Below are 13,429 nucleotides of genomic sequence, written 5' to 3'. Positions count from 1 at the left end.
TTTTGTCCATGGCCGTGCAGGCGGCGGGGCGGGTGGGCAGCCCTCCTTGCGGCCCGGACGGCAGGAGACCTGCGTGTGTTCGATCCGAGGGAGAGTCATCTCATGATGAAAAGAGTTTTGGGCATCGCTGCCTGGGTGATGTTGTTGCCGTTTGTGCTGCAGGCCCAGAGTGGCGCGGAGTTTCGCCGCTCGGGCATTATGGACGGCAATCTGGTGAAGACCGTCTTCGGCAACTGGGGTGTAATTGGCCAGCCGGCAACGCGCGGCAACCGGGGCGCCTGGCTGAACCCCAACAACGGCTATGTCGGAGACGTCAGCATCCTGGTGGGCGTCGAAGTCATTACCGCCGACACCGTGTTTCACTCGGTGGTGGTCTGCCCGGTGGATCGGCCGGCATCTGGCGGGCCGGAGCAATCGCCCACCGGCAAGCGCTGGGGCTTTGAGCCGGTTTCCGGTTATTTGAATGCCGCGCAGCAGGACGTGGCGATCAGCAACAATCCCAACTCCTGGCCGAGTTTCTGGCCGGATCGCCTGGATGATGCACTTGATCCCGGCTGGCGCGGCGCCTGGAACGGCTATTTTGGCCGCAATCAGTTCAATGCCGATTTGGAAACCTATTTCGTCATGGATGACAATGCCGATGAAGAGTTTAATTTCGCCGCGAACAATCGTTTTGGCGTCAGTTTTAAACCCGATGCCAACAACCCCGGCCGCAACGGCCTGGGGCTGGAAGTGCGGGTGCGCGCGCTGCAGTGGAATGACGTGCTGGCGCAGGACAACATTTTCTGGCTCTACGAAGTGACCAACAAGGGCACCACCAACTACAACCGCGTGGTGTTCGGCTCGCTGGTGGGAACCTATGTCGGCGTGACCTCCACGGAGGACCGCCGTGAGTATGACGATGATTTCTCCTTTTTCGATGTCGAGCGTGATCTCACCTACACCGCGGATTTCGACGACAATGTCGCGGGCCGCAACCCCAACTGGGTCGGCGAGGTGGGGGTGGTCGGCTACGCCTTTTTGGAAAGCCCGGGCAACCCGTTTGACGGTCTCGACAACGACGGCGATTTCGACGATTATCTCAGCAGCGGCGTGCCCGCCACCGCCGGCCTGTTCCAGCCCAGCGAGTTCGATTCGGTGCGCATCCTGCCCGGCCAGCGGGTGGTGGTGATCTCGAATGAAGGGCGCTTCGAGCGCACCGTCGTCACCGTTCCCAACCACGATACCACCTTCACCACCCTGGGCGCACGCATTTTCGTCCGCCCGGGCGTGACCAAACTGGTGGAGGGCAACACCTACCGCCTGCCCGGCCAGTTCCGCACCATCGTCAACCCCAATGCCTATGACGGCATTGACAACGATCTCGATGGCATCATCGACGAGAACTCGCAACTGCACTATCGCCAGGTGCGGGTGGATCAAAATGGCAACACGCTGTTTGACCGCCTCAATCCACTCGCCCGCGTCGACTATCTCACCGGTCGCGGCAGCGTCGACCGCATGCTCGATGAGAAGCGTGATGACAAGATTGACAATGACAACGACTGGGATGTGGAGTTCAATGATGTCGGTTTGGATGGCGAGGCCGGCACCGGTGACATTGGCGAGGGCGATGGCCTGCCCACCAGCGGCGCCGGCACCAATTTGCCGGGCGAGCCCAACATTGACAAGCCCGATGTCGACGAGTCCGACCAAATTGGTCTGACCAGCTTTGAGTATTTCGCGCCCGCCGGCAATTTCTCCATGCGCGACGACGAAAGCCTGTGGCAGCGTCTCACCCCCGGCTTCTTCGATGTGCCGCCTTCAATCGTCAACAACCGCCCGATTCAGGGCGAAGACGGTGACTTCATCTTTGGCTCGGGTTATTTCCCGCTGCCCGCCGGGCAGACCCGCAGCTTCTCGCTGGCGCTGGTGTATGGCGCGGGCGGCGGCCGGCAGCTCGATCTGGATGATTTGCTGAAGAATCGTGACACCGTCCAAAAGATCTACAACAGCAACTATCAATTTCCGCAGGCGCCACGCAAGCCGGTGGTGCAGGCCTATGCCGGTGACGGCCAGGTGACGCTCACCTGGGATCGTCACGCGGAAGACTCGGTGGACCCCACGACGCGCGAGAAGGATTTCGAGGGCTACAAAATCTACCGCTCGACTGATCCGCTGTTCAATGACGCGCGCCTGATCACCAACGCCGATGGCACCCTCGAGCAGCTCAAACCGATCGCGCAATTCGACCTGATCAACGGTATCACCGGCTATTTCCAGGCGCAGGGCTCGCTGTATCAGGACCTGCGCGGGCTGTCGTTTTATCTCGGCAATGACACCGGCCTGCAGCATACCTTCATCGACAGAAATGTCGAGAATGGCCGCACCTACTACTATGCGGTGGTGGCGTACGATCGCGGCGATGCGGCCCGGGACATTTTTCCCAAAGAAAACACCCGGGTGATCCGCCGCCTGGCCAACGGCGAGTATCAAACCGATGTCAACACCGTGATTGTCACTCCGCACACGAAAGCGGCGGGCTACCAGCATCCCAAGGACAGTGTGCCGCTCGTGCCGCTGCAAACCGTCGCGACCGGTGATGTCAACTATCAGGTGCTCAATCACGAAGCCCTCACCGGCCATCTCTACGTGCTGGAGTTTCACGACACTTCCACCGACGGCATCGACAACAACGGCAACTGGAATCCGCTCACCGATGACGTGGGCAGTGACGGAGTGGCGGGCTCCGATGATCCCGATGGCAGCGAGGGCAACGGCCTGCCCGATCGCGGCGAACCCAACCTGGATCACCGCGACAACAAGGAATTGCTGGAAAAGTTCACCACTTCCTACTCGGTCATGGACAGCACGGGTGTGAGCGAGGCTTTTCTGGCGCAGGACACCGTGTTCGTGAATTTGTCGAAACAGCACCTGGTGCCGGGCTCGGTGGTAGTGCGCAATGCCAGCGGCGCCACCGTGCCGCCCGGGGATTATGTTGTGCTGTTGGATCGCGGCCGCATTCGCGGGGCGCGGCGCGGTTCGCTGCCGCCCGGGCAGTACAACATCCGCTATCGCTATTATCCCGTCTTTCGCAGCACCCATCTCGATTCGACGCAGCGTGAGGTGCCCGCCAGCAGCACCGCACCCCGGCTGTCTGATGCCGACAATTTCGACGGTCTGGTGCTGTCCTTCCGCAATGCCAGGGCAATTGCCAAAATCGAAGGCACTTCCCGCTTCAACCGCGACAAACAACCGTTCTTCTTCAGCTTCGTGCCCCTGGAACTCAATCTCGGCAATGAAACCATCAAGGGGTTCCGCAACGCCGCGAACTATCGCTTTGAGTTTGCCAGCACCATCGTCGACACCTCTTCCGACTTTCTCGGTGCCATCCCGTTGCCGGTCAACTATCGCGTCTACAATGTGACCGACAAACGCTATATCGATTTTCTTGTGCTCGACCGGGACAATGACGGCACCACCATTTCGACCTTCGACGAAGTCGTATTGCTGGAGCCGGGCGCGGACAATGCCCCAACGCTCACCTGGGACATGGTGTTCTCCTCCTCGAAGGACACCACCATCGCCTTTGGTGCGGGCGACACCCTGTTCATCAACACCACCAAACCATTCCGCCGCGGCGATCGCTTCACATTCATGCCGGAATTGCCCAGCGTGGATCGCCGCCGTGCCCGCGAGATGCTCTCCGAGATTCGGGTGGTGCCGAATCCCTATGTCGTGGCTTCCGTGCACGAGCCACCGCTGCCGGAGGGGGTGACCAGCGGGCGCGGCGAGCGGCGCATCACCTTCACCAATGTTCCGATCAATGCCACGATTCGCATTTTCACGGCGCGTGGCGAGTTGGTGCAGACGCTGCAAAACGGCGGCAACATCCAAAACGGTGCCGTGACGTGGAATCTCAAAACCTTCGAGAACCTCGACATCGCGCCGGGCGTGTATTTTTACGTGGTGGATTCCGAAGCCGGTCAGAAGCAGGGCAAGCTTGCCATCATCAAGTAACGCCGGCGGCCATTTCACGCCGCCCGACTGAGCCCGTTACGGGACTGCGTGATTGCAAACAGGGAGCCTGAGAATATGATCCGCAAAGTGAAAAGCGTGGCCCTGAGCCTGACGGTGCTCATCCTGAGTCTGAACCCGGGTGAGCTGCGGGCGCAGGCGAAAGTGGGAACGGCGAGTGCGCCCTTTCTTGGCATCGCGATCGGGCCGCGCGCCGCCGCGATGGGCGGTGCCTTCGCGGCCCTGGGCAATGATGTCACCACGCTGTATTGGAATCCCGGCGGCATTGCCATGCTGGAGAAGTCACAACTGCTGGTTTCGCACACGCAATGGCTGGTGGACACGGATTTCAACTGGGCCGGCCTGGTTTTGCAGGTCGGGGAGGGCCATGCCCTGGGCTTGAGCGTCACCCTGCTGGATTACGGCGAAGAGGAAGTGGTCGATGAATACCATCAAAGTGGCACCGGGGCGCGCTGGTCGGCGAGCGATCTCGCCATCGCCGCCAGCTACGCGCGGCGCTTCACCGACCGTTTCGCCATCGGCGGCAATGCCAAGTACATTCAGCAAAAGATCTGGAATGAAACCGCCAGTTCGTTTGCCTTTGACGTCGGCCTGCTGTTCATCACCGGGTTCAACAACCTGCGCCTGGGCATGAGCATTGCGAATTTCGGCGCCGATATGAAATTTGCCGGAAAGGACCTGCTCAAGCGCGTCGACATCGATCCGGTCAACTCCGGCAACAATGAAACGCTGGTTTCCGAGCTGCGTACGGAGCGCTGGCCGCTGCCGCTCTTCTTCCGGGTGGGGCTCGCATATGATGTGTTGCGGCAGCAGCACACCCGTGTCACCCTCGCTGCCGATGCCCTGCGCCCGAGCGACAACACCGGTGTGCTCAACCTCGGCACCGAAGTGGAGCTGTACAACACGCTGCTGCTGCGCGGCGGCTACAAATCGCTGTTCCGCGAGGACAGCGAGGAGGGAGTGACACTGGGCGCCGGATTGAAATATAACATGGGCGCCGCCGGCCTGCTCAACTTCGACTTTGCCTATGCCGATTTCGGCCTGCTCGACAACGTCAAGATGTTTTCCCTGGGCCTGGCCTTTTGAAAGCCGGCGTGCCTGCGCCGCGGCCACCGGCGGACAATTTTCTTCACCAAACTTCAGGGAGGTCGATGGATGACGGATGACGCGAAAACGGGTCAATAGGGTAAACAAACGCAACGCCGTACCACCCAAAACTCAAGCGGAGGTTAGTATGAGACGTCTAGGTATAGGGATGTTGTCGCTGTTGCTGCTGGCAGGCACAGCCTTCTCCCAGGTGAAGCTGACGCCCAACTGGGAGATCAAGGCTGATGCCGTCTCGTGGTTCAAGGTGGACAACAACACCCGCGGCCTGGCTTACAATCCGACCACGGATCATGTGCTGGTGGTCTCTCGAACGGGTGCGCCGCGCGTGGTCATTCTCAATGCCGCCAATGGCGACAGCCTGGGGACGATGGACCTGACCAATGTTGGCGGTGGCACCTTCCCCATCAACCTTATCGATGTGGATGAGAATGGTGTCATTTATGCCTGTAATCTCAGCGTGAGCACGTCCAGCAACTTCAAGGTCTATCGCTGGGCCAATGAGACGGCACAACCGACGGTGGCATTTGACGGGCTGTTTCCCACCAACCCGCATCGCTATGGTGACGCCTTTGCCGTGGTCGGCAGCGGCGCCAATACCGAAATCTACGCAGCGGGCGGTGGCAACACGCTGTACGCCGGCCTGCTCACCAGCGGCGATGGTGTGACCTACGTGGTCAACGATACCATTCGGGTTGGCTCGCGTGCGCGTCTCGGCATTGATGTCACCGCACCGGCGGGCAACCTCTGGGGCAATGCCTATGCCGTGCGGCCGGCGCTCTTTGATCAAAACGGCACGCTGCTTGGCGGCGTGGCGGAAGCGGTCGCCGGTTTTCAATCTTGCGGCCTGAAATATTTCAAGACCACTTCTGAATTCATCGCGGTCAATGAGAACATCTCGGCCGGGTTGCCGAAATGGAGCCGGTTGATCAACGTCACCAATGGCCCGGAGCGTGCGTTTGCCGTAGGAGAAACGGCGATTGTCGGCACCAATGCCAATCTCAACGGCACGGGTGCCTTCGCGTATGATCCGGTGCGCAACGCTTTGATCGTGCTGCTGACCAACAACGTCATCGGATCTTACAGCCTGGCCGAGGCGCTCACGCGTGTGCCGGTGACCTTCCAAATCGACATGAGCGTGCAAAAGCAGTTGGGCACCTTCAAACCGGATTCCCAGATCGTCGTTCTGCGTGGCAATTTCATCGATGAAGCCAATCCCGGTCTGCAGGAATGGAAGGGTAATCGTTTCGAAGCCTTTGCCAGCGCGGCTAATCCGGATGTCTACACGCTGACCATCGGCTTTCCCGCCAGCGCTGCCGGGACAGAGTTCGAGTACAAGTACGTCATTGAAAACCTGGCGGCACGCGGCGACAGCTCCACGCAAAGCGGCAACTGGGAGAATATCGACAACCGCAAATTCACGCTTGCCGCCGGCGGGCAGGTGTTGGACAAGGTCTATTTCAACAACAAGACCTCGGTGGCCGCCAGGGTGAAAGTGACCTTCGTGGTGAATACCGCCACTGTGCCCGACACCATCACCAGTCGCGCCAACATTCAAATCCGTGGCAACGAAGCACCCCTGACCTGGGACAATGCCACCGGCGGCAAGCTGACGCACGTCGCGGGTGACTATTGGACCACGACGCTGGAATTCGAATCCGGCACCCAGTTGCGCTTCAAGATTTTTGCCGATTCCGAGAACGACGGCAACAGTGGCTGGGAAGCCAACCTGGGCACCGGCTCCGGCAACCGTGAATGGACGGTGGGCAACGCCGATGAAACGCTGCCGTTGCTGTTTTACAACACCGTCAATGGCCGCGATCAATTCTACACTCCCTTCACCGACACCGGCAAGGTTGACGTGCTGTTCCGCGTGAACGTCGCCGGTTATCAGGACTGGAATCCCGCCACCCGCGAAATCGGCATCCGCGGCGGGGTCGCCCCGCTGGACTGGGGCACCAGCTTCAAGCTGACGCCGGAACAGGACACGCAGAATGCCGGCCAGTTGAATTATCCGGCGGCGAATTTCTGGAGCGGCGTGGTGCAGTTCCCGAAAGCTGCGGCCGATGTGCCCTATCAATTCGTTGTGCTGGAGAAGGGCACCGACAATGTCGTGCTGTGGGAAAACCAGCTCGGAGGTTTCGGTGGCAATCGTCAACTGTCGTTGAAGGCCACGACCCCGGACACCACCCTCTACTGGAAGTGGCTCGGTGACATTGCGCCGTTGCCCTCCAACAACAGAGATGCCGTCACCGTGACCTTCCGCACCGATGTGACCAAGGCCATCCGCGAGCGCGGTTTCGCGCATGGTGATACCATCGAAGTGGTGGCCGGTTACTTTGCCACGGCTAATACGGTCGAGCGGGTGAAACTGGCGCGGCAGGGTTTCACCAACATCTACCAGGGCCAGCTCAATCTGGTGAGCACGATCGGCAAGGATTTGGATTATCAATATTACGTCACCAAGAACGGCATCGAGGTGCGTGAGAATTACTATGACTTCAACTTCACCGGCAGTCCCGCGTCACGTGCGGAGCGCCGCCGTATCACCGTGAGCGGTGCCAGCTTCCAGGTGGATGACACCGAAGCCAGCGAAGTGTCGGCACGCCGCCAGCCCACCTTCCCCAATCAATCGCGGCTGGCGCGCAATGTGCTGGTGACCTGGGAAGTCGACCTCCGGCCGGCGATCTATCAGGTGATGAAGGGTGACACGTTGTTCGACATTCAAGGCGATTTCCACATCACCAAGAACACGAATATTCTGGCGGCCGGTGTGTGGATGAATGGCCCGGCGGTCGGCGGCTGGAGCAACCCCGGCGGTGACTGGGGCTTGGGTCTGCAAAACAACCTCGACAAGAAGATGTACGACGATGGCACCCATGGTGACCGGGTGGCGGGCGATTCCATCTTCACGCGTCAGGTGCTGGCTTCGCCCGACAGCTTTGGCATCGGCACCAAGGGCCAGGTCGGTCAAGTGTACAAATTCGGCATCCAGGGCGGCGATAATGAAGGCGGCAAGGGCGGCTTCGGCAACAACCATGTCGCCAACATCGATGACAGCGGCCCGACCTTCACCATCTACACCCAGTTCGGCAGCATCAACCCGGCTTATTATGATGCCTGGGACTTTGACAATCGCCGGCCGACGGCGGTCAAAGACCGTCCCAACCAGGCGCCGTTGAGCTATGTGCTGGAACAGAATTACCCGAATCCGTTCAATCCCGAAACCGAGATTCGCTACGGCATCCCGAAGAATACGCGGGTGAAGCTGAGCATCTACAATCTCGCCGGCCAGCTCGTCGCGACGCTGTTTGACGGCGCGCAGGTGGCAGGCACGCATTCGGTGAGATGGGACGGGGTTGATCGCAAGGGCCAGCGCGTCAGCTCCGGCATCTACCTGTACAAGCTGGAAACGCCGGACTTCGTGAAGACCAACAAGATGGTGCTCACCAAGTAGCCTCAGGTGCAGCAGAGCTGTAACCAAAAATCCCGCGCCACCCTTTGCGGGGGCTGCGGGATTTTTTTTGCGGGTGGGAAGATCGCGTTGCGGCGCCGCGGGGCTTGGCTCAAACGCCGCACCTTCAGTTGGATTCCGGCTTTGGCGCTGCGGCCGGGAGCGGCCACGGCCCCATTGCGTTTGATGATGAAACCACTCTGGTTTTGCTGGCGATCGGCAAGCTGCTGTTGCGCCTCTCGCGATTTTGTCCCAGCACCAGAGAAACCGAGAGAACGATCACGATCGTCGCCGCGAAGGTCTGCATGAACACCGGCTCGCCCGCCAGCGCCCAGCCGAGAAACACCGCGATTACCGGATTGACGTAAGTGTGCGTTGCCACCCGCGTTGCCGAAGTGACGCGCAGCAACCAAACATAGGCAGTGAGGGCAACGACCGAGCCGAAGACGACGAGATACACCCAGCTCAGGAGAGGCCGCAGGGAAAGCGCCGCGATTTGCAGCCGGCTGCCTTCACCCATGAGCAGGCCGGTGATGATGAGCAGGAATCCGCCGACCATAAGTTGCAGCCCGGCCACCAGCGCCGGCGCGCTGGGGAGTTTGGCCACCCGGGAATAGACCGCACCGATCGACCAGGAGAGTGTGCCGGCGAGAATCGTGAATGCGCCGCCCAAATCCAAGTGCGCCGTGCTGAAGTGTTGTCCGGGCGCCAAGAGCAAGCCGAGGCCGGAGAGGCCGCACGCCATCCCGATGATCGTGCGAAGGTTCGCTTTGTCTTCGCGCACGAGAAACGCCTCGATCAACGCGATCCACAACGGCTCGGAAGCCACCAGCAACGCTGCGGAACCGGAGACGATTCGCTGCTGTCCCCACGCCAGCAAACCGTGACCCACCAGAAAGAACAAGATTGCGATCATTAGGAGGGGCAGGAGGTTTTCTCTTTTGACTCTTCCTGCTCCGCGCGCACGGCTCCACAGGCAAAGGATGAAGCCGGCGGCCAGCGAGCGCGTTCCCATCATCAGGAAGGGAGGGAGGCGGTCAGCGCATACTTGATCGCCAAGTAAGTCGAACCCCAAATGAAGTAGATGGCGGCAAAGGCGGCAAACAGTTTGAACTGGGTGTGCTGGTTCATAGTGGTTGCAAGAAGTCCCTTGCGGTTTGGTGGTTGAAGCACAGCAAAACTGGCCGGGCAGATCGAGAGGGCTTCGGCGGACTCGCTCTTGGAAAAGCGGAGAAACCTTTACCCGTTTGTTTCGGGAAGAGGAAGCGTGCGGCACTCCTTGACCGTTTCCAATACGATGGTGGTGCGCGTGGAGCAAACGGACTTGATGCGGCCCAGTTTTTCCCGCATGAATTCCATCAAATGCCGGATGCCCTGCACCCGCACTTTGAGAAGATAGCAGTCTTCCCCGGCGACATTGTGAATCTCCTGCACCTCAGCCAGTTTGGCGATTTGCCGGGTGGTCGTGCTTCCGCCGAGGCTCTCCTCGGTTTTGACAAAAACGAAGGCGGTCAGACCGAACCCAGGTGCCGCGGCATCGAGGCGCACTTCGTAGCCAGCGATGACACCGCGCTCCTCCAGTTTGCGGATGCGCTCCAGCACGGCGGAGGAGGCCAGCGCGACTTGGCGCGATTTCAGCATTCGGAATTCGTGCGTTTTTCTGAAGAATGTTCAGAATTTTCACATCAAGTTCGTCGATCATTCTGCTTTTCCAGTTTTTGGCAGAATATACGCCGGTGGGGAAAAAATTTGTTTCACGGCCGGGTTGTGCCGGGTGGCGGGGCCAACTGGAGGTTTTTGAGGAGGGAGTTCATCGCAGGCCTCGGCGCGGCCACGCGGGCCAACCTGAAACCGCTTGACAGATCTCGTGCGGGCTGTCGCCCTCAGTACAAAAAGCAAAGCAATTCACGCGCAGGCGCAAAGCCGCAAAGGTTCGGCAAAGAAGAGCTTTGAGCATTCTTTGCGTCTTGGCGTCTTGGCGTGAGGCCTTCTCTTTTCGGTTTTGGCTCGTGCGGGCTGTTAATTGCCAAATTATTGGGCGCTGTGCTTGAGTCTTCACAAGGTCCCTGCGGGATGACGGCGGGCGGTGAACTGCCACATCATCAGATTCTAACCCCAAGCAGTTCTACCTCTGCCGCATCAGCAGCAGCTTTTTGGTGAGAGAAATACTGGTCACTGCAGAAGCTGCTTCCAAGCGGTAGAAATAGACTCCGCTGGGCAGGGGCTGGCCGCGGTTGTCTCTACCGTTCCAACGGAATTGATGCACGCCGGCAGGCTTCATCATTGCCCAGGTTTTGACTTCCGCTCCCAGGATATCGAAGAGGCGAATCTGCACCTGCGCGGCTTGGGGCAGCGCAAAGCGGATTTCAGTGAATGCGCCAGCAGCCTTGGCGGTGAGAACAAAGGGATTGGGATGGTTTTGTTCGAGTGCAAACTCCATTGGCAGCGCGCCAGATTGGTTTCTGTCTTCAACTCGCACCGTAGGCTCGTCCGGCGGCTCGAAGCCGTATTGCGAAGTATGCCAGCGGTCATGGCCGTACATCGGCCAGGGGAAACGCTCTTTGACATAAGGCACGCCGGGGATTTGCCAGACGGTGAGCCAGGTTTCTTTGGGGCCGTCAATTCTATTTCTGCCGCTCGACACGGCAACCAATTCCAGCAAGCCGTCAGAATCCAAATCCGCCATGGCTACAGGATTGTTGAACACACTCTGTCGCGGATGAAGAGGCGACCAGGGCAGGTGAGTGCCATCGTGATTGAAAGCGTAAATGTGACCATACACGACGCCGTTCTCCAAGTTACCCTGATTGTTGCTCATCAGTATCTCAAAATGCTTGTCCCCATCAATGTCTCCAATGCTGGGATTGGCATAGAAGCCTCGAAAAACCAAAGTAGGGTCAACTTCACCAAGAAAGACGGGCCAGCCGTCAACCGTGCTGCCATCGTTTTTCCAGGCGGCAATGTGATCGAACGCATCCCCGAAGACTAAATCCGGGAAACCATCGTTGTCGAGGTCGCCGGCTGCTGGCCCTGACAGAAAGCCATTGAGAGAATCCGCTGCGACGGTAAAATGCGGCCAACCGGGCATCAGGTTGCCATCATGGCGATAGAGGGCAGCAAAGCCTCTGGCAATGGGAGGGATGAATTTGAATGTTCCCACTGCGATCTCCAGCGTACCATTCAGATCAACATCAGCCAGCACGGCATCACTTCCGGCTGCAAAAGTATAATTCTCAGGCAGCGTTAACGGCCAGCCTGCCAGCGGCTCGCCATTGCGCCGCCAAACATACAACCGGCCAAGGTAATCCTCGAAGTGATCGGCCGCATATTGCCCGGGTAATACAATTTCGGCTTGACCATCGGCATCAATGTCCCCAATTGCCGCTTTTGCAATCGGGTAAAAAGGCGCGATGTCCTGCGGCCAACCGTTGGCAACGGTGCCATCATGATGAAAGACATAGACCCTGGTGTTGAAGTTGCCAATTATTTCCAAGTCACCATCGTTGTCCAGATCATAAAGCGTGAGTGGGTCGAAAACATCCTGCAATGCCATCGGGAAATTGGGAAGAAGGTTGCCGTCATGAGTCCAGGCGTACAGGAAACTTTCATGGGTGTGCGCCGAATCAACGTCGTACGAATAGTCAACCGTTACAACTTCCAAGTTGCCATCATTATCCAAATCGCCAATGGCAGGAGGTTCTCTGGTTTCATGCGTTGTGGTTTGCGGCCAGCCCGGCAGGAGAGTGCCGTTGCTTTGAAACGCGTAGACCCTGCGGCCGCTCGACACCAGAATCTCCAACTTGCCGTCGCGGTTGAGATCCGCCAGATTCGGGCCGGCACGAGGCGAGGTGTATTTTCCTGATTCGAGCAGAATCGGAAAACCCTCGCTTAACACAGGGACCGGCTGTGAGAACAGTCCCACCGGGCCGAAAAGCAACAATAAAATGAGCGGCCAGCGTTGCAGCCAGCAGGATGATGACATGGAACTCCTCCCGTCGCAAAGATTGAAGGCGGTGACCCCAAAGCCGGAATCACCGCCGGAATGAGGAAGAAACAATACTCCCGGCTCAGTAAGGAACCATGATGATGTCATCGGTATGAGTGGCAGTGCCTTGAATGTGGTAGGCTGAGACGGATCCTGTCCAGTGACCATCATCTGCATGGATTGAATAGGTTCCAGTTGGGAAGGCTGAGTTATCACCGCCGATGTAAAAATTGCCTCTTGTATCCCAAACCACACCTTTTCCAATCATAACACCTCCCAGCCACGCTGTAACTTCTGTGTCTTGTTCCGCCGGTTCGCCATTCATGTGAATCGCCTTGCCATAGAACTGCGTGCTGCTGGGCGTGCGCGCTTCCGACTTCAACACGGCAAGCCCCACCAAAAGAAGGGCAAGCGCCGCTGCAACGAAAACAATCAGACGTTTCATTGGAAATTTCCTTTCTTGAGAAAGCATTCAAGCATGCGCCTGGCAGCCGCAAAGAAACGCTTGCTTCTCAAGAGGCCAATGAGTATCATCGGGTGCTTTTTGGTTGAGAAGCTTTGGTGGTCCCTCAGCAGGCTGCCAAAGCTTTTCCTTTTGGAGAGCAAGAAAAAGCCGGGTGGGAGGAAGCCCAGCAAAACGTGCAGCGGCCATGAAAGCGGTGTTTCTTCATGGCAGGGATCGCCTAAGAAAAATAGCGTTTGATCTCTTTGGACAGAGTGAGAGGGGAAAGCGCGGCGAAGGATACCAGTGTGCTGCCAGGCGTGAGAGGTCGACTCCCCATTCCCACCATGCCGTTGAACCGGCGGCAGAATAAGAAAAAGAAAAAAACTCTTTGTCAAGCAGGATTTTCAGGCTTTTCTTTGCAACC

Annotated in this window: 7 protein-coding genes and 1 pseudogene; 3 read left to right on the top strand and 5 right to left on the bottom strand. The window is 58.5% G+C overall.

Annotated elements, in window-relative coordinates:
* The first annotated feature begins 102 nt into the window (after nt 1-102).
* The 3 genes from ONB52_03460 to ONB52_03450 all read left to right on the top strand — a co-directional run bounded on the left by ONB52_03460 (nt 103) and on the right by ONB52_03450 (nt 8,578).
* A complete protein-coding gene (locus ONB52_03460; protein MDZ7415200.1) occupies nt 103-3,999 on the top strand; it encodes a T9SS type A sorting domain-containing protein in 3,897 nt (1,298 codons plus the stop codon).
* A gap of 75 nt (nt 4,000-4,074) precedes the next feature.
* On the top strand, nt 4,075-5,103 hold the full coding sequence (locus tag ONB52_03455; GenBank protein MDZ7415199.1) for a PorV/PorQ family protein: 1,029 nt from the start codon (nt 4,075-4,077) through the stop codon (nt 5,101-5,103).
* Between the two features lie 148 nt (nt 5,104-5,251).
* Nucleotides 5,252-8,578 (top strand): DUF4623 domain-containing protein, encoded by a 3,327-nt coding sequence (locus tag ONB52_03450; protein ID MDZ7415198.1) that lies wholly within the window; start codon nt 5,252-5,254, stop codon nt 8,576-8,578.
* Nucleotides 8,579-8,702: 124 nt separating this feature from the next.
* Here the strand turns inward: ONB52_03450 and ONB52_03445 are convergent, their stop codons facing one another.
* From ONB52_03445 to ONB52_03425, 5 genes and pseudogenes are all read right to left on the bottom strand, one after another.
* A complete protein-coding gene (locus ONB52_03445; GenBank protein ID MDZ7415197.1) occupies nt 8,703-9,590 on the bottom strand; it encodes an EamA family transporter in 888 nt (295 codons plus the stop codon).
* A gap of 224 nt (nt 9,591-9,814) precedes the next feature.
* Nucleotides 9,815-10,277, bottom strand: a pseudogene (locus ONB52_03440) (Lrp/AsnC family transcriptional regulator).
* A gap of 423 nt (nt 10,278-10,700) precedes the next feature.
* Nucleotides 10,701-12,557, bottom strand: coding sequence for an FG-GAP-like repeat-containing protein (locus ONB52_03435; protein MDZ7415196.1), 1,857 nt, complete (start codon nt 12,555-12,557; stop codon nt 10,701-10,703).
* Between the two features lie 85 nt (nt 12,558-12,642).
* The gene (locus tag ONB52_03430) at nt 12,643-13,005 is read right to left on the bottom strand and encodes a hypothetical protein (protein MDZ7415195.1); all 363 of its coding nucleotides are present in this window, start codon (nt 13,003-13,005) and stop codon (nt 12,643-12,645) included.
* Entirely contained in the window at nt 13,002-13,400 is a 399-nt protein-coding gene (locus tag ONB52_03425; GenBank protein MDZ7415194.1) for a hypothetical protein, read from the bottom strand. Before ONB52_03425 ends, ONB52_03430 begins: the two co-directional genes overlap by 4 nt.
* Between the last annotated feature and the right edge of the window lie 29 nt (nt 13,401-13,429).

The sequence above is a fragment of the candidate division KSB1 bacterium genome, assembly GCA_034506255.1.
Taxonomy (GTDB): domain Bacteria; phylum Zhuqueibacterota; class Zhuqueibacteria; order Zhuqueibacterales; family Zhuqueibacteraceae; genus Coneutiohabitans; species Coneutiohabitans thermophilus.
The sequence above is the reverse complement of the archived record's forward strand: the minus strand, read 5'-3'. Positions and strand labels throughout refer to the sequence as shown.

Excerpts from the sequence above, each read along its gene's own strand:
- ONB52_03460 (MDZ7415200.1), top strand. The coding sequence starts at position 103 with ATGATGAAAAGAGTTTTGGGCATCGCTGCCTGGGTGATGTTGTTGCCG.
- ONB52_03455 (MDZ7415199.1), top strand. The coding sequence starts at position 4,075 with ATGATCCGCAAAGTGAAAAGCGTGGCCCTGAGCCTGACGGTGCTCATC.
- ONB52_03450 (MDZ7415198.1), top strand. The coding sequence starts at position 5,252 with ATGAGACGTCTAGGTATAGGGATGTTGTCGCTGTTGCTGCTGGCAGGC.
- ONB52_03445 (MDZ7415197.1), bottom strand. The coding sequence starts at position 9,590 with ATGGGAACGCGCTCGCTGGCCGCCGGCTTCATCCTTTGCCTGTGGAGC.
- ONB52_03435 (MDZ7415196.1), bottom strand. The coding sequence starts at position 12,557 with ATGTCATCATCCTGCTGGCTGCAACGCTGGCCGCTCATTTTATTGTTG.
- ONB52_03430 (MDZ7415195.1), bottom strand. The coding sequence starts at position 13,005 with ATGAAACGTCTGATTGTTTTCGTTGCAGCGGCGCTTGCCCTTCTTTTG.